This window comes from Shinella yambaruensis (genome assembly GCF_022899355.1).
Classification (GTDB): domain Bacteria; phylum Pseudomonadota; class Alphaproteobacteria; order Rhizobiales; family Rhizobiaceae; genus Shinella; species Shinella yambaruensis.
In genome coordinates, this window is sequence record NZ_JALJCK010000015.1 from 105,889 (window position 1) to 122,066 (window position 16,178).

Annotated in this window: 14 protein-coding genes; 7 read left to right on the forward strand and 7 right to left on the reverse strand. The window is 66.9% G+C overall.

Features of this window, described 5'->3' with window-relative positions:
* The first annotated feature begins 5 nt into the window (after positions 1 to 5).
* From MUU56_RS27960 to MUU56_RS27985, 6 genes are all read left to right on the forward strand, one after another.
* Positions 6 to 1,160 carry an FAD-dependent monooxygenase gene (locus MUU56_RS27960; RefSeq protein ID WP_244770550.1) on the forward strand — a complete coding sequence of 385 codons (1,155 nt, stop codon included), beginning with the start codon at positions 6 to 8 and terminating at the stop codon, positions 1,158 to 1,160.
* A 123-nt stretch (positions 1,161 to 1,283) separates the two neighbouring features.
* Positions 1,284 to 2,111 carry a helix-turn-helix transcriptional regulator gene (locus MUU56_RS32880; RefSeq protein WP_244770551.1) on the forward strand — a complete coding sequence of 276 codons (828 nt, stop codon included), beginning with the start codon at positions 1,284 to 1,286 and terminating at the stop codon, positions 2,109 to 2,111.
* A gap of 108 nt (positions 2,112 to 2,219) precedes the next feature.
* A complete protein-coding gene (locus MUU56_RS27970; protein ID WP_244770552.1) occupies positions 2,220 to 4,325 on the forward strand; it encodes a TonB-dependent receptor in 2,106 nt (701 codons plus the stop codon).
* Position 4,326: 1 nt separating this feature from the next.
* Complete coding sequence (locus MUU56_RS27975; RefSeq protein WP_244770553.1) at positions 4,327 to 5,589, forward strand: MFS transporter; 1,263 nt, start codon at positions 4,327 to 4,329, stop codon at positions 5,587 to 5,589.
* Between the two features lie 12 nt (positions 5,590 to 5,601).
* The gene (locus tag MUU56_RS27980; RefSeq protein WP_244770554.1) at positions 5,602 to 6,234 is read left to right on the forward strand and encodes a class I SAM-dependent methyltransferase; all 633 of its coding nucleotides are present in this window, start codon (positions 5,602 to 5,604) and stop codon (positions 6,232 to 6,234) included.
* Positions 6,231 to 6,512 (forward strand): cupin domain-containing protein, encoded by a 282-nt coding sequence (locus MUU56_RS27985; protein ID WP_244770555.1) that lies wholly within the window; start codon positions 6,231 to 6,233, stop codon positions 6,510 to 6,512. Before MUU56_RS27980 ends, MUU56_RS27985 begins: the two co-directional genes overlap by 4 nt.
* Positions 6,513 to 6,531: 19 nt before the next feature.
* Here MUU56_RS27985 and MUU56_RS27990 read toward each other — a convergent pair whose 3' ends face one another.
* The 7 genes from MUU56_RS27990 to MUU56_RS28020 are packed head-to-tail and all read right to left on the reverse strand — an operon-like array spanning position 6,532 to position 15,120.
* The gene (locus MUU56_RS27990) at positions 6,532 to 7,968 is read right to left on the reverse strand and encodes an NAD-dependent succinate-semialdehyde dehydrogenase (protein WP_244770556.1); all 1,437 of its coding nucleotides are present in this window, start codon (positions 7,966 to 7,968) and stop codon (positions 6,532 to 6,534) included.
* Positions 7,969 to 7,987: 19 nt separating this feature from the next.
* Positions 7,988 to 9,940 (reverse strand): 3-hydroxyacyl-CoA dehydrogenase NAD-binding domain-containing protein, encoded by a 1,953-nt coding sequence (locus tag MUU56_RS27995; RefSeq protein ID WP_244770557.1) that lies wholly within the window; start codon positions 9,938 to 9,940, stop codon positions 7,988 to 7,990.
* 43 nt (positions 9,941 to 9,983) lie between these two features.
* Positions 9,984 to 11,243: a CaiB/BaiF CoA transferase family protein gene (locus MUU56_RS28000; protein WP_244770558.1), complete on the reverse strand. Its 1,260-nt coding sequence runs from the start codon at positions 11,241 to 11,243 to the stop codon at positions 9,984 to 9,986.
* Positions 11,240 to 12,274, reverse strand: a complete 1,035-nt coding sequence (locus MUU56_RS28005; protein WP_244770559.1) for an ABC transporter ATP-binding protein — start codon at positions 12,272 to 12,274, stop codon at positions 11,240 to 11,242. The genes MUU56_RS28000 and MUU56_RS28005 overlap by 4 nt, the downstream gene beginning before the upstream one ends.
* On the reverse strand, positions 12,271 to 13,269 hold the full coding sequence (locus MUU56_RS28010; RefSeq protein WP_398432812.1) for an ABC transporter ATP-binding protein: 999 nt from the start codon (positions 13,267 to 13,269) through the stop codon (positions 12,271 to 12,273). Before MUU56_RS28010 ends, MUU56_RS28005 begins: the two co-directional genes overlap by 4 nt.
* Complete coding sequence (locus MUU56_RS28015; protein ID WP_244770561.1) at positions 13,266 to 14,102, reverse strand: ABC transporter permease; 837 nt, start codon at positions 14,100 to 14,102, stop codon at positions 13,266 to 13,268. The genes MUU56_RS28010 and MUU56_RS28015 overlap by 4 nt, the downstream gene beginning before the upstream one ends.
* Before the next feature lie 4 nt (positions 14,103 to 14,106).
* Positions 14,107 to 15,120: an ABC transporter permease gene (locus MUU56_RS28020; protein ID WP_244770562.1), complete on the reverse strand. Its 1,014-nt coding sequence runs from the start codon at positions 15,118 to 15,120 to the stop codon at positions 14,107 to 14,109.
* Positions 15,121 to 15,304: 184 nt separating this feature from the next.
* Here MUU56_RS28020 and MUU56_RS28025 point away from each other — a divergent pair, with 184 nt between their 5' ends.
* Positions 15,305 to 16,162: an IclR family transcriptional regulator gene (locus MUU56_RS28025; RefSeq protein ID WP_244770563.1), complete on the forward strand. Its 858-nt coding sequence runs from the start codon at positions 15,305 to 15,307 to the stop codon at positions 16,160 to 16,162.
* Positions 16,163 to 16,178 lie beyond the last annotated feature (16 nt).

Here is a 16,178-nt window from a genome sequence, read left to right on the forward strand (position 1 = left end):
CCGGCATGCGTATCCTCATCGTCGGCGGCGGGCCTGCAGGCCTGACCTTCGCCGCCTGCCTGCTGCGGCACGGCATCGAACCGGTCGTCGTGGAAAAGGCTGTCCGTGGCCGTACCGGCGGCTATTCCATCGGGTTGCACATCAACGGCTGGCAGGTCGCCGAACGGCTCGGTCTCGTCGAGACCTTTCGGGCGAAGGCTATGCCGCTCGGCCCAGCCCATCATCTCGACCGGCGCGGCCGAAAGCTCTTTTCCTATGACTACCGCACCCTGGCGAAGGCGGCGGAGGGGCGGCTTCTCGCCATCATGCGGAGCGATTTTCACGAGATCCTGACCGATGCCGTCGAAGGCAGGTGCCCGATCCGCTACGAGACGACCGTCACCGCACTTGAGGACGACGGGGGCGGTGTCGACGCCACCTTCTCCGATGGCAGCAGCGAGCGCTTCGATCTCGTCGTCGGCGCGGACGGCTACCGCAGCGCGGTCCGCGCCCTTGCCTTCGGCCCGCACGACGAATTTCTCCGGCCGCTCGGCTACCGCGCCAGCGCCTGGCGCGTGCCGCTCGGTAAGCCGCTCGGGGCAAACTTCGTCGGCATGATGGACGTCGACCATCAGGGCGGCCTTTACGCCGTCGGCGACGGCACCGCCGCCACGCTCTTCTGTTGGCGCGACGCGCGGACCGGCCGGCTCGATCCGGAGGCACGGCGCGCCGTGCTGCAAAAGGAGTTCGGCCATTGGCCGGAGCCGGTGGCCTCCGCGCTCACATCGGCCATCGACTGGGACCAGGCCTTCTTCGACACGGTCGCGCAGATCGAGGTGCCGAAATGGTCGAAGGGCCGGATCGCGTTGCTCGGAGACGCCGCCTGGTGCCTGACGTTCCTTGCCGGCCAGGGCACGTCCACCGCGATGGCCGGCGCCTACATCCTTGCCGCCGAGCTCGCGCGCAAGAACCACAGGGAAGCCCTTGAGAGCTATGAGGCCCGGATGCGGCCGCTCGTGACACGGATGCAGTCCGTATCCCGCAAGATCGGCGGGCACTACATCCCGCAGAGCACGTTCGGCATGCGCCTGCAGTCCTGGATCCTGCCGGTCATGCTCTCGCGGCCCCTCATCCGGTTCACGTCCAGCCGGCTGGCCGCGCCATTGCTGGCGCTCGACTGAACAGGCGCACAAATAACTTGACTAACAAAGTCATATATTGTGATCGTTCTCCGGTCGAAACCGACACACGCGGAAGCCGGCCGCCGGCCGGCCGCGATGCTGCTCGTGCCTGCGGAGAATGCCGTGGAGATCATCCGCGCCTGTGGCCTCAACATTTTCCTGGAGACATCGAGCGTACGGCGGGAAATGGTCTGGGAAAGCACAACGCCGCCCGGCCATTGGCTCGGAACGCTGCTGGAAGGCAGCCTTTCGGTCCAGCAGGAGGGGTTCGGCGAACATCGCTGGGAGGGCGGCGGCGGAACGATCTTCTCCACCAGCGACAATGTCGCGACGCGCCATGTCGTCCTGCGTGATGGTAGCGTCGCAGCCGTCTTCGTGCAGATCGAGGCGGAAATGGCCGAACCGCTGATCGGCGGCGATATGCTGGCGCTCATCGCGCGCAAGACGCCCGATCCCCGCCCCGCCCTGCCGGAAGCGGCCCGGACGATCGCCTGGCAGATGCTCGGCTGCCCGCTGCGGGGGCCTGCCCGCCGTCTCTACATGACCGGCAAGGCGATGGAGATCGTCGCCCATGTGCTCGACGACGCCACCATGCCGGATCATGCTTGCGATCCCGGCGGATGGTCGGCCCGCGACATCGCCCGGCTGCACGAGGCGCGCAGCATCCTCCTGGCCGAACTCGCCGCGCCGCCGAGCGTACCGGAGCTGGCCCGCCGGGTGGGCACGAATGCGAAGAAGCTGGGGGCCGGCTTCCAGGCGCTGTTCGGCACCACCGTCTATGGCTTCGTCAAGGCGAGCCGGCTGGATGCCGCCCGGCTGATGCTCGAGGGCGGCGAAACGTCGATTACCCACGTTGCCCGTCAGGTCGGCTACCAGCCGCAGCATTTCGCCACCGAGTTCCGCCGCCGCTTCGGCGTGGCACCCACCACCATCGCCGGCAGGGCGCGCTGACCCGATAGTCCGATTCCCGAACGTCTTTGCCGCGATCCCGAACGGTCGCGCAATTGTGCCGCCGGCCGGGCGCATGCGAAGACCCTCACAAACATGAGGGATTTGATCATGAATAAAAAACGCCACGTCGTCCTGCATGCCGTCGTCCTTGCGACAGCCATGGATGCCGGCTCGCTTGCAGCCCAGGAGCGGGCGGCAGACGGAACCGCGTCCGCCGGGGCGACGGTCCTGGAGCAGATCGTCGTCACGGCCCGCCGGCGCGAGGAGAAAATCCAGAGCGCCCCGGTCGCGGTCACGGCCATTCCCGCCGATGCGCTCGGCAAGGGGCAGACGGACACGATGGAGGATGCGGCCTTCAAGGCACCGAACGTGCTCTTCAACGGCCAGGGCGGCCCGGTCAGCATCCGCGGCGTCACGTCGCTCGGCATTGCCGGCGGCGTCGACCGGCAGCCGGCGGTCGGCATGTTTCTCGATGACGTCTACCTCGCGCGGCCGATGGGCTATCCCTTCATCCTGGGAGATCTGGAGCGGGTCGAGGTCGTGCGCGGCTCGCAGGCGACGCTCTACGGCAAGAACACGATCGGCGGTGCGATCAACCTGATCTCGCGCATGCCGGGCGACACCGCCGGCGGCGAATTTTCCGCGACGATCGGCACGGATCTCGACAGCCGCTTCAAGGTGGCCTTCGAGACGCCGGTCGAGGGAACGGACTGGGCGGTGCGCGCCTCCGGCGCCTGGAGCGGCAATCGCGGCTATATCGAAAACCTCGTCACGGGGGAGGATGTCAGCGATACCGATCTCTTCTCCGGCCGCGTGGTCGCGACCGGGCAGGTGGGCGACGGCACGCGGATCAAGATCACCGGCGACTACACGCGCGACCGCAGCGATGGCGGGCTCTGGTACGCGCCCCTGCCGCTTGCCTTCGACCATAAGGCGACGCACGACTTCGAGCCGGAGAACCGTGTGGACAGCGGTGGGGTCTCCATGCGCATCGATCATGACTTCGAGACCATGCAACTGACCTCGGTCACTGCCCTGCGCGGCCATGAAATGCGCAGCTATCTCGACGGCGACTTCACCGCGACGCCCTATATCGGCCAGGCGCAGGAGGAGACGCAGCGCCAGTTCAGCCAGGAGTTCCGCCTCTCCTCGCTGAACGACGACGTCTTTCGCTGGAGCGGCGGCCTTTTCTATATGCATGAGCGCTTCGAAGGCACGCAATACTTCGATCTTGCCGCCTTCCCGCGCGATCTGTGGAGCCGCGATGTCTTCGAACAGTCGGCCGACACGGTCTCGGTCTTCGGCGAGGCGAGCTATTTCCTGACGCCGGAATGGGAGGTTTCGGCCGGCGGTCGCTACACCTTCGACCGCAAATCGACGACGAGCGAGATCTCCTCGCCGAGCGGCAGCTCCATGTTCGGTACGCCGGGCCGGGCGGAAGGCGACGCTACCTTCTCCAACTTCTCGCCGGAAGCGGCCCTTGCCTATCACCTGTCCGAAGGCAATCTGGTCTATGCCAAGATCAGCCGCGGCTACAAGTCGGGCGGCATCAGTCCCTATATCGAGGCGGACGGCTCGGCGAACCGCTATGATCCCGAAACCACCACCTCCTACGAGCTCGGCACCAAGGCGACCTCGGACGACGACCGGTTCACCCTGGCGGCCTCCCTCTTCTACATCGACTGGAAGGACCAGCAGGCGGTCATCTACACGACACCGTTCACCCGCGTCTATCGCAATGCCGCGGCCGCGACCTCGAAAGGCCTGGAGATCGAGGCGACGGCGCAACTGACCGAGGAAATCGGGCTGCGCGCCAGCTATGGCTATACCCATGCCAGATATGACGATTTCGTCGATACGGTGATGGGAGCGGTCTATACCGGCAACGACCTGCCCTTCGCGCCGCGCCACAGCATTGGTGCCGGCATGACCTTCGAACGCGAGCTTGCGGCCGGCGCCGTTCTCAAGGCCGGCATCGACTATACGTTCCGCAGCTCCTATGCCTTCACCGCCGACAACACGTACCGGCAGGAGCCGACGCATCTCGTCGATGCCCATATCAGCGTCGCGAAGGACGGCTGGAGCGCCAGTCTCTGGGCCAAGAACCTGACGGATGAGCGCTACCTGAAGAACTACTTCAGCTACAGCGGCACGGACATGGGCGTCGCCGCGCCGGGCCGCACGATCGGCATCACGCTTGCGAAGGTGTGGTGACATGACGGGACACGAAAATGCCGTGCCTCTCGCCCTCCCGCAAACCGACACCCCGGCGGAGACCGGCCAGCTGCGCTTCTTTCTGCTGATCGGTGCGCTCTATTTCACGCAGGGCCTGCCGATGGGGCTTTCCATGGAGGCCGTGCCCGTCCTCATGCGTCAGGGTGGGGCCTCGATGGATGTCATAGCGCTGGTGCCGCTTGCCGGCCTGCCCTGGATCATCAAGTTCCTGTGGGCACCCGTGGTCGACAACCACTGGAAGGCAGGGCTCGGCCGGCGCAGGAGCTGGATCGCGCCGATGCAGGTGATCCTTGCCGCCTGCCTGGTCGCGCTCGCCTTCCTGCCGCTCGAGGGACGGGGCCTGTCTTTCGCGGTGGTGGCACTCGCGCTCGGCTCGATCGCCAGCGCCACGCAGGATACCGCAACGGACGGCCTTGCCGCCGAGCAGCTCGCAGGTCGTGGCCTCGCCTATGCCAATGCCCTGCAGATCGGCGGCATGATGGCCGGTTTCATGGTCGGTGGCGGCGGGGTCCTGATGATCGCCGACACGCTCGGCCAGCAGGGCGTGTTTCTGCTGCTCGCCCTCTTCCCCGCCCTGACGGTCGGCCTCGCGCTTTCCTGGCGTGAACCCCCGCGGCCCGCCGCAGCCCGCGACGGCGACAGGGCGCGGCTTGCCGATACATTCCGCCGCCCGGGCATCCGGCTGCTTCTCGCGCTGGCGTTCATCTACGGCGGCGCCCATGCGGGCGGCCTCAGCGTCAGCAAGATCTTCCTGGTCGATCAGGGCTGGTCGAACCAGGATACCGGCCTTGTCGCGACTTTCAGCGGTTTTGTGATGCTGCTTGTCGGCTGCCCGCTCGGCAGTGCGCTGACCGCGCGCAACCGGTGGCTCGCCATGGCAGCGGGCATGGCGCTTGCCGCGATCTCCTTTGTCCTCTGGAGCCTGCTCGCCGGCGGCATTCTGCCTGCCGGGTGGTCCTCGGTCCTGCTCGCCATCGGCGTCCTGTCCGTCGCGAGCGGCTTCATCGCGGTGTCTGCCGCGACGATCATCATGGCCTTTGGCGGCGCCGGAAAACAGGCGGGCACGGATGGCACCGTGCTGCAAAGTGCCAACGTGCTCGGCGAGATGGCGATTGCCGGCCTCGTGGTCTGGGTGGTCGGACGCGCCGGTTATGGCCTAACCTTCGCAGGCGCCGCGCTCCTGCTCGTCCTGGCCCTTCTCTTCGTTTCGCGCGCTGCCCGCGCCATTCACCTTACCCGATAAGCGAGGCCCGTCATGTTCACCCTTTCCTCCGGCATGGTCGACCGCATCGCGCGTCGGCCGGGCGGCCTTCTCGGCTACCTGCTCTACCGCTTCCCCTTCGGCCACAAGACCGGCTTCGACCTTGCTTTCAGCCGGCTGCCGCCGGCGCGCGGCGATCTCGTCCTGGAAGTCGGCTGCGGTGGCGGCGTCTTCCTGCGCCGGCTCCTGAAATGCGGCTGTCGGGCGATTGCCGTCGACCACAGCCCGGAGATGATCGCCAATTCGGGCCATCTCAACGCCAAGGCGCTCGCCACGGGGCGGCTCTGCCTGCACGAGGCGGATGCGGCGGCCCTGCCCATCTCGACGGGTACGGTCGACAAGGTCTATTGCCTCAATGCCTTTTTCTTCTTTCCCCGGCCGGCCGAAAGCCTCGCCGAGATGGCGCGCGTGCTGAAGCCCGGCGGCAGGCTGGCCCTCATCACGTCCCCGCCGGCCTTCCGCCGGCAGATCGCCCGCTTTTCCGCCAGCATAGCCGCGAGCATGCGCTTTGACGAGCCGGAAGCGCTGGCCGGATGGGCGGAAGCCTCGGGTCTGGTGCCGATCGAGACACGCGAGGTCGCCGGCGCCGGCTATCTGTTTATCGCCGGCAAGGAGACCGCGGCATGAGCGACGATGCTATCATCGAAATGCCGGGCTTCCGTGGCCGTATCACCGGCAGGCTGGGCGACATGGTGGTCATCGACGCGGAGGTGGAGGCCGATATCCCGGCACATGCCTCCGAGACGGAGGAGTTCGCCGTCGTCATCGCCGGCCGTTTCGAACTCGACATGAACGGTGAAACGCTCTCCTGCGGCCCCGGCGATCATCTCGTCGTCGGGGCCGGCGTCGACCATGCCATCCGCGTCATCGAGCCGGGCCGACTCATTCTCATCGGCAGGATGTGAGTTCCCGGTCATCGGCGCATCAGCCCTTGCGGGTCACCAAGCGGGTATCGAGATAGGCCTGCAGCGCTTCTGCTCCTCCCTCCGTGCCGTGGCCCGAGTCCTTGATGCCGCCGAAGGGGACTTCGGGCAGGGCCAGGCCGAGATGGTTGATGGAGACCATTCCGGCTTCCACCTCGTTGCCGAGCCGCGTCGCGGTGGCGCTGCTGCGCGTGAAGGCGAAGGCGGCAAGGCCATAGGGCAGGCGGTTCGCCTCGCTGATCGCCTCGCCGAGATCGCCGAAGCGGTTGACGACCGCGACGGGGCCGAAGGGCTCCTCGTTCATGATGCGTGCCGCCACCGGCACGTCGGCCAGCACGGTCGGCTCGAAGAACCACCCTTCATTGCCGATGCGGCGGCCGCCCGTCTTCAGCGTCGCACCATGCTCAAGGGCGTCGCCGATCAGGCTTTCCAGCGCCGGGATGCGGCGGTCGTTCGCCAGCGGCCCCATCTCGATATCGGCATCGAGGCCGTTGCCGACCCGAACGGCCTTCGCCCCGGCCGTGAACCGCTCGGTGAAGGCATCGGCGATCTTCTCCTGCACGAGGAAGCGCGTGGGCGAGACGCAGACCTGCCCGGCATTGCGGAACTTGTTGCCGACCATCAGGTTCACGGCAAGGTCAAGGTCCGCATCCTCGGCGACGATGACCGGCGCATGGCCGCCGAGCTCCATCGTGGCGCGTTTCATATGCGCGCCGGCGAGCGCGGCAAGCTGTTTGCCGACCGGTGTCGATCCGGTGAAGCTGATCTTGCGGATGACCGGGTGCGGGATGAGATATTCCGAGATCTCGGCCGGAACGCCATAGACGAGATTGATGACGCCGGCCGGGATACCTGCATCGGCGAAGGCGCGGATAAGGGCCGCGGGCGATGCCGGGGTTTCCTCCGGTGCCTTGACGATGATCGTGCAGCCGGCGGCAAGCGCCGCGGAAAGCTTTCGGACGACCTGGTTGATGGGGAAGTTCCACGGCGTGAAGGCGGCAACCGGCCCGACGGGCCGCTTCAGGGTGATCTGCAGCACATCCGGCGCACGGGAGGGGATGACCTGCCCGTAGGCGCGCTGCGCCTCGCCGGCAAACCATTCGATGACATCGGCGCCGGCCAGCGTCTCCATCCGCGCCTGCGACACCGGCTTGCCCTGCTCCAGCGTCATCATGACGGCGATCTCGTCCGCCCGTTCGCGCAGGATATCGGCGGCGCGGCGCATCAGCCTCGCGCGCTCATGGGCCGATGTCGCGCTCCATTGCGCGAAGGTGCGCTCGACGGCGGCCAGCGCCTCGTCGAGATCCGCACGATCCGCCCAGGCGACGGTGCCGATCGGCTGGGCCGTTGCCGGGTTGAGGACGGGAATGGTCCGGCCGCCGGTCCCCGGACGCCACACGCCATCGATGAAAAGCAATGTGTCGGGATAAGTCGTCATCATAAGATCCTCATTCGTATCATGCGTGGTTCACATCGGCGCGGCCGAGCTGGAACATCGGCCCGCCGCGTCTCCGCGGAAAGCCATAGCCGTGGACTTCGACAAGGTCGATATCGGCAGCGCTTGCCGCGATGCCTTCTTCAAGGATCGCCTGCCCCTCCTGTGCCATCGCGGCCATCAGTCTGGCAACGATCGCCTCGCCCGCCATGTCCTTTCGCGGCCCTATAAGCGGCGCGATGATCCGCTCCGCTTCCGCGGAGGGCTGGGGACGGCGGTCACCGGGCTCATAGTCGTACCAGCCGCCGCCGGTCTTCTGCCCCTTGCGTCCCGCGCGCACCAGAAGGTCGCCGGGCAGGTCCGGCACGGGCTCGCCCCGCGCGCGGGCCGCCTCGCGATGGAGGAACGCGATGTCGAGGCCCGCCATGTCCTGCATTTCGAACGGCCCCATGGCAAAGCCGAAGCCACGCATCGCCGCATCCACGGCGGCAATGGGAACGCCACCACGGATCAGCGCTTCCGCTTCCGCCCGGAACCGGCGGAGGATGCGGTTGCCGATGAACCCGTCGCAGATGCCCGCGCGCACGGGGATCTTGCCGAGGCGGCGGGCAAGGTCGAAGCCCGTCGCCAGTACGTCCGGCGCCGTTTCCGGCGTCGGCACGATCTCCAGGAGTTTCATGATCTGCGCCGGGCTGAAGAAATGGAGGCCGAGAAAACGCTCCGGCCCCGGCAGGCCTTCCGCGATCAGCCGCGGATCGATGTAGGAGGTGTTGGTGGCAAGAATCGCATCCGGCCGGCAGATGCGTCCCAGCGCGGCGAAGACGGCGCGCTTGACGGCGAGGTCCTCGAACACAGCTTCGATCACGAGATCGCACCGCTCCATGTCGTCATAGCCGATGCTCGTTTCGAGGCGGCCTAACCGCTCGGCCAGCTCTTCGCCGGTTATATGCCCCCTGCGCCGGGACGCCTCGAAGAGGCCCGCGATCGTGTCGCGTGCCCGCGAAACGCCGGCCGCATCCTGCTCGACAAGCACGACGGAAAGACCGGCATTGAGAAGCGCCGCGGCGATCCCGCTGCCCATCGTTCCGCCACCGACGACGCTCGCCGTCGCGACAGGCCTCGGCGCTATCCCGCGGATGTCTGCCGGCCGGAGTGCCGCGCGCTCGGCAAAGAACAGGTGGCGGAGGGCAGCCGCCTCCTCGCTCCCGCGCAGCGAAAGGAAAGTCGACCGCTCGCGCGCAAGGCCGGCCTTGGCACCCTGTTCGATCCCGCATTTCAGGGCCTCCAGCGCCTGCAGGGGCGCCGACGCGCCCTTCGCGCGCGATGCGATCCTCTTTTCCGCCTCCGTCCAGACCTCTTGCGCGGGTGCGGATAGCGGACGATCGAGGCTTGGCGGGGGCAAGGTTTTTTCGAGCACTTCGCGGGCGAAGGCGATGGCGCCCGGCAGCAGCGGTTCCTCGATCAGCGCATCGACCAGCCCGAGCCGTACCGCCTCCGCGGCGTCTACCGTGTGGTTCTCCGCAACAACCCGGATCGCCTCGGCGACACCGATCGCCCGCGGCAGGCGCTGCGTGCCGCCGGCGCCCGGAATGATGCCGAGATTGACCTCCGGCAGGGCGAAACGGGCGGTTCCGGTCGCGACCCGCAGGCGGCATCCGAGCGCAAGTTCCAGGCCTCCGCCGAGAGCCGCACCGCGGATCGCCGCGATCCACGGCTTTCCCGCCCGCTCGATGCGCGCGATGACATCGGGAAGGAACGGCGGTTCCACCGGCCGGTCGAATTCGGCGATATCGGCTCCCGCGACGAAGAGGGCGCCGACGCCGGTCAGGACGACGGTCCGGATCGCGGGGTCGCCGTCGAACTCCTGCGCCAGGGATAGCAGCCGCTCCCGTACGGTCCTGTTGATGGCATTGACCGGCGGATTTGCGATCGTGACGATCGCGACCCCGCCGTCGATATCGACACTGACGGTCATCTCGTTCCCCGATGTTGCGGGCTCATATGGCGCAGCCACACGCCTAAGCGATCGCGCTTTGGGCGGGCTGCGGCGAAGGTGCGCTCCTGACGTCTCGGCAGACGATGACGCCGGAAAGGGCCAGGCTCTCGATCCGCGCCTCCTCGAAACCCAGCACATCGCGCAGCACGCCGCGTGTATCCTCGCCAAGAAGTGGCGGCGCCTTCGCATCGGCATTTGCCTGTGCGGCAAGCCCGTGGGCGGGGCGGATCAGCGCGACGACGCCGAGCTCCGGGTGTTCAAGGCGCTGCACGACGCCCCGTTCCGTTACGCTCGGGCTCTGCAGCGCCTCGGAGACGGACTTCACCTGTCCGGCCGGCACGCTCGCCGCAAGGCAGGCGGCAAGCCAGTGATCGCAGGTCTCGTCGCCGATGATCGCCGCGAGGAGCGGCAGCAGCTCGTCCCTGTGCAGGGCGCGCTGGTGGGAGGTGACGAACCGCGGGTCGCGGGCAAGGTTGGGCCGGCCGATGACCTTTTCGCAGAAATCGACGAACATGCGGTCGTTGCCGACGGCAAGCGCGAAGGTGCCGTCGCTTGCCTTGAAGATCTGGTAGGGCACGACCGTTGGATGCGCGTTGCCGTAGCGCACCGGCTCCACGCCGGCGTTGAGATATCCGGTTCCGACATTGATCAGGAGGTTGAGCGTCGCATCGAGCAGGGCCACGTCGATATACTGCCCCTTCCCCGTATCCCGGCGCTGGTAGAGCGCGGCGAGGATCGACTGGGTGGCAACCATGCCCGCCACCACATCGGTGAAGGCGACGCCGAGCCGGTTGGGCGGCCCGTCCTCCTCGCCCGTGATGGACATCAGGCCGCTTTCCGCCTGCATGATGAAATCGTAGCCCGGCCTGTCGCGCTCGGGACCCGTCTGACCGTATCCGGAAATCGCGCAGTAGACGATGCCCGAATTGATCTTCCGGATATCCTCGTAGCCGATGCCCAGCCGGTCGACAGTGCCGGCACGGAAATTCTCCACCACGACATCGGCCCTGGCCGCGAGATCGAGCACGATCTGCCGGCCCTCCGGCGTCTTCAGGTCGAGCGCGATGCTCTGCTTGCCGCGGTTGGCGCACAGATAATAGGTGCTGACCCCCTTGAAGTTCGGCACGGACCAGGCGCGCGTATCGTCGCCGCCCTTGATGTTCTCGATCTTCCAGACCTCGGCGCCGAGATCCCCGAGGCTCATGGTCGTCCATGGCCCCGCAAGAACGCGCGTCAGGTCGAGGACACGAATGCCCTCGAGCGGCAATTTCAATTGCGTCATTCCATTCCTCCAGGCCCGCTCTTCTGACGGGCCGACAAACCGGTCTCCATGGCATTCGGAAAGTGGCAGGCGACCGAATGACCTTCCTCTCGTTCGTTCAGCGGCGGCTCCACCTCCGCGCAGAGCTTCTGGGCGATGGGGCAGCGCGTGCGGAAGCGACACCCGGACGGCGGATTGAGCGGGCTCGGCAGGTCGCCCTTCAGCACGATGCGCGAGCGGCTGCGCTCGAGCGCGGGGTCGGCCAGCGGCACGGCGGACATCAGGGCCTGGGTATAGGGATGCATCGGTGCCCGGTATAGCCGGCGCTTTTCGGCGATCTCGACGATCTTGCCGAGATACATGACGGCCACCCGGTGCGAGATGTGCTGCACGACGGACAGATCATGCGCGATGAAGACATAGGCGGTGCCGAAATCCCGCTGGATATCCTTGAGGAGGTTGAGCACGCCCGCCTGCACGGAGACGTCGAGCGCGGAGACCGGTTCGTCGAGCACGAGCAGTTCCGGCTTCAGTGCGAGGGCCCGGGCGATCACCACGCGCTGGCGCTGGCCGCCGGACAATTCGTGCGGATAGCGCTGGCCGTGCTCCGGGTTGAGGCGGACGAGGTCGAGCATTTCGGCGACCCGTTCCTTGCGCTGAACCTGCGAGAGGTCGCTGATGCGCAGCGGCTCGGCGATGTTTTCGGCCACCCGCATGCGGGGATGCAGCGATGCATAGGGATCCTGGAAGACCAGCTGGATCTTGCGGCGCAGGGCGCGCATCTCGGCGGGGTTCGCCGCGTTGATGTCGCGGCCGCGGAACAGGGTCTGCCCGCTGGAGGGCTCGATCAGCCGCAGGATGCAGCGACCGAGGGTGGATTTGCCGCAGCCGGATTCGCCGACTAGCCCCAGTGTTTCGCCGGGCTTGACGTCGAAGGACACGCCGGTCACCGCATTGACCTCGGCAATCTCGCGCTCGAAGATCAGGCCGCCGGTGACGGAGAAACGCTTCGAGAGGTCCCTGACGGAGAGGATGGGTTCCGGCCCGGTCATGCAGCACTCCCGACGGGAAGGGTGGCGAAATGGCAGGCCGCCCGATGATCGCCGTTCGAGCGGACCGGCGGCGGCACATGCCGGCAGATATCCTGCGCCTGCGGACAGCGGGGATGGAAGGCGCATCCGCCGGGCAGTTTGCCGAGGGGCGGCGGCGCGCCGTCGATGGAGAAGAGCCGCTCCTTCTCCTCTGCCATGTTGGGGATCGAGGCGATGAGGCCCCGCGTATAGGGATGGGCCGGCCGCGCGAAGAGGGCGTCGACGTTCGCCTGTTCGACGACCTCACCGGAATAGACGACCGCGACCCTGTCGGCATGCCCGGCGAGCACGCCGAGATCGTGGGTGATCAGGATGAGGCCGAGATTGAGCCGACGCCTCAGGTCCGTCAGGACGTCCATGATCTGCGCCTGCACGGTCACGTCGAGGGCGGTCGTCGGTTCGTCGGCGATCAACAGGTCGGGATCGTTGGCGACGGCCATGGCGATCATCACGCGCTGGCGCATGCCGCCGGAAAATTCATGCGGGAACTGGTGGATGCGCCGGTCGGGCTGGGGAATGGCGACGAGGGCGAGCAGTTCGGCGGCGCGGTCCATCGCCGCCCGCTTCGAGACGCCCGCATTGTGCAGCCGGATCGTTTCGGCGATCTGCGCGCCGACCGTCATGACCGGATTGAGCGAGGACAGCGGGTCCTGGAAGATCATGGCGATGCGCGATCCGCGCAGGGCGCGCAGCTGTGCCATGGGCATGCCGACGAGCTCGCGCCCGTTGAACCGGGCCGATCCGCTGACGGAAGCGGTCTTCGGCTGGAGGCCGAGGGCGGAGAGCATGCCGACCGACTTGCCGGAGCCGGATTCGCCGACGATGCCCAGCACCTCGCCATGGTCGACATGCAGGCTGATGCCGCGCACGGCCTTGAAGGATTGCCCGTGGCGGGTGAAGGAGACGCGAAGGTCGCGAACGGCAAAGAGTGGTTCCTGTTGCATGGTGCGCCTCATTTCGACTTCGGATCGAAGTAGTCGTGCAGGCCGTCGCCGATGAAGTTGAAGCCGAGCACGATGGTCAGGATGGCAAGGCCCGGCCCGAGGGCGACCCACCAGGAATAGAACTGCGCCGCCCCGTCGGAGATCATCGAGCCCCATTCCGGCGTCGGCGGCGTGGCGCCGAGGCCGATGAAGCTGAGCGATGCGGCAAGAAGGATCACCTGGCCGAGATCCATCGTCGCGCTGATCAGCACCGGCGTCCAACAGAGCGGCAGGATATGCTTGAAGAGGATGCGCCCCTTGCCGGCGCCTGCCGCGACCGCGGCCTCGACATGCTCGCGCTCCCGGATTTCCAGGACCTGCGCGCGCATCAGGCGGGCATAGACGGGCCACCAGACGATCACCATGGCGACGGTCGCATTCTCAAGGCCGGGACCCAGCGAGGCCGCGACGGCCATGGCGAGGAGCATCGGGGGAAAGGACAGGGTGACGTCGACGAGCCGCATGATCGCCGAACCGAGCAGGCCGCCGGCATAACCGGAAATCGCGCCCAGCATGGCCCCGATCGTGACGGAGAGGGCGACCACGACGATGGCGATCGGGATCGAGTGTTGCGCGCCGTAGAGGGTCCGGCTGAGGACGTCCCGCCCGAGCGCGTCGGTTCCCAGCCAATGGCTCCAGCTCGGCGCCTGGAGCCGCCGGCCGACCATGTCGAGCGGCGCATAGGGGCTCATCAGCGGCGCGAGCAGCGTGACGGCGAACCAGAAGACCACGATCGCGATGCCAATCGCCAGCGGGATCGACAGCCATGCCGGACGGCGGAGGGGAACGAGGGTCATTGCGATCATGTTCTTATCCCAGACGCACGCGCGGATTGGCGATGACATAGGCAATGTCGGTGATGAGGTTCGTCAGCAGGAAGACCACGCCCCCGACGATGGTGACCCCGATGATGGCGGGAAAATCGAGGCCGCGCGCCGCCTCCACCGCGTAGGACCCCATGCCCGGCCAGGAGAAGATCGTCTCGGTCAGGACGGCCCCCGTGAGCAGGTAGGCGAAGGAATAGCCGATGACGGTCAGTGTCGGCACGAGCGTGTTGCGCAGCGCGTGGCGCACCACGACACGAAGCTCCCCCGCCCCCTTCGCGCGCGCCGTCAGGATGAACTCCCGGTCCAGCACCTCCAGCATATTGGCGCGCACCAAGCGGGATATGGTGCCGGCGACGGCCCAGCCGAGCACGAAGGCGGGTAGGATCAGGTGCCACAGTGCATCCAGAAAGAGCTTCATGTTCCCGGCGATCAGGGTGTCGATGGTCATGAAGCCGGTGACGGACGGCGGAGGGGTCGCCCGCGGATCCAGCCGGCCGGGACCGGGCAGAATACCCCATTTGACCGAGAAGACGTAAAGCAGCGCCAGCCCCAGCCAGAAGACCGGAATGGACGACCCGAACAGGGCAAAGAAACGCGCCGCATGGTCAATGACCGTGTTGCGGAAATAGGCCGCTAGCACGCCCAGCGTGATGCCGATCGTCGAGCCGATGAGCATTGCGGCAAGGACGAGCTCCATCGTGGCCGGCAGGCGGAAGAACACGTCCTGCGCGACGGGCCGGCGCGTGATGAAGGACGTGCCCATGTCGCCGGTCAGAAGGTTGCCGACATAGATGACGTAGCGTTCCGGCAGGCTGCGATCGAGCCCCCAGCGCGCTTTCGCGGCGGCCACCGCCACCGGGTCGTTCATCTGCCGGTCCGACACGATCGCCGTCAGCGGGTCACCCTTGGTCACGGTCGTGAGCAGGAAGGCGAGCGTTACGATGCCGAGAACCAGGAAGGGCATCGCGACCAGGCGTCGCAGAATGTATCGTGTCACAAATCGCGTCCTTTAACCCGTGTGCCATCCCGTGCCGACCGGCGAATGGGGAGATCGATGCAGGCATTATTGACAACAGGCGAAACGGACGTCAACATAAATGAAATTATATTCCATTTACGGCAGATCGACAGATCGCGAAAATCCGCTATGGCTCCAGCAGCGCTGAAACGAAAGGCAAGACATGCGTAAACGGACCAAACCGGCAGACGGCAGCGAAGGCGCGGAGGGCGGCAATTCCGCGGCCTCGCTGACACGCGGCCTGGAAATCCTGCGGGCCTTCACCGCCGACGACGCCACGCTCGGCAACCAGGATCTCATCGAACGGACGGGCCTGCCGAAAGCAACCGTCTCGCGCCTGACCTCGACGCTCGTCGGCCTCGGTTATCTCCATTACGACGACATGCTCGGCCGTTACAGCATCGGGCCGGCGACGGTTTCGCTTGGCTATTCGGCGCTCAGCTCCAGCGCCGTCATCCATATGGCAAGGCCTCTGATGCAGGAACTGGCGGACCAGACCGGCGCCGCCGTCGCGCTCGGCACGCGCGACGGGCTGGAGATGGTCTATCTCGCCAATTGCCGCTCGATGAGCCCGGTTTCGCTGCGCCTCAATGTCGGTTCGCGCCTGCCGATCTACCGCACGGCCATGGGCCTTGCCTATCTTGCGGAAATGCAGCCGGACATTCGCCAGTCCGTCGTCGGGCAGCTGGTCGTGGCCGAGCCCGAAAAGGCCGAGGAACTCGACCGCCTCGTTGCGAACGCCATCGAGGACTACCGGCGGGACGGCTTCATCAGCGCCTTCGGCAGCTGGCACAGCTATATCAATGCCGTCGGCGTCGCCTTCCGGCCGACGGATGGTTCGCCCCTCGTCGCGCTCACCTGCGGCGGGATCGTCGACATCCTCTCGCGCAACCATTGCCGGGAATCCGTCGGTCCCGGGCTGCTCCGGCTCACGCGCCGCCTGCGCGCGCGGCTTGCCGGGGAGCCCGATCCGTCCCCCACCTCGCAACGACCACCCACCTGGAAAACCTCGGCCGAATAGGCTCAAGCCTCAAGGG

Excerpts from the sequence above, each read along its gene's own strand:
- MUU56_RS27960 (WP_244770550.1), top strand. The coding sequence starts at position 6 with ATGCGTATCCTCATCGTCGGCGGCGGGCCTGCAGGCCTGACCTTCGCC.
- MUU56_RS27975 (WP_244770553.1), top strand. The coding sequence starts at position 4,327 with ATGACGGGACACGAAAATGCCGTGCCTCTCGCCCTCCCGCAAACCGAC.
- MUU56_RS28005 (WP_244770559.1), bottom strand. The coding sequence starts at position 12,274 with ATGACCGGGCCGGAACCCATCCTCTCCGTCAGGGACCTCTCGAAGCGT.
- MUU56_RS28010 (WP_398432812.1), bottom strand. The coding sequence starts at position 13,269 with ATGAGGCGCACCATGCAACAGGAACCACTCTTTGCCGTTCGCGACCTT.
- MUU56_RS27970 (WP_244770552.1), top strand. The coding sequence starts at position 2,220 with ATGAATAAAAAACGCCACGTCGTCCTGCATGCCGTCGTCCTTGCGACA.
- MUU56_RS27985 (WP_244770555.1), top strand. The coding sequence starts at position 6,231 with ATGAGCGACGATGCTATCATCGAAATGCCGGGCTTCCGTGGCCGTATC.
- MUU56_RS28025 (WP_244770563.1), top strand. The coding sequence starts at position 15,305 with ATGCGTAAACGGACCAAACCGGCAGACGGCAGCGAAGGCGCGGAGGGC.
- MUU56_RS27995 (WP_244770557.1), bottom strand. The coding sequence starts at position 9,940 with ATGACCGTCAGTGTCGATATCGACGGCGGGGTCGCGATCGTCACGATC.
- MUU56_RS27990 (WP_244770556.1), bottom strand. The coding sequence starts at position 7,968 with ATGACGACTTATCCCGACACATTGCTTTTCATCGATGGCGTGTGGCGT.
- MUU56_RS27980 (WP_244770554.1), top strand. The coding sequence starts at position 5,602 with ATGTTCACCCTTTCCTCCGGCATGGTCGACCGCATCGCGCGTCGGCCG.
- MUU56_RS28000 (WP_244770558.1), bottom strand. The coding sequence starts at position 11,243 with ATGACGCAATTGAAATTGCCGCTCGAGGGCATTCGTGTCCTCGACCTG.
- MUU56_RS28015 (WP_244770561.1), bottom strand. The coding sequence starts at position 14,102 with ATGATCGCAATGACCCTCGTTCCCCTCCGCCGTCCGGCATGGCTGTCG.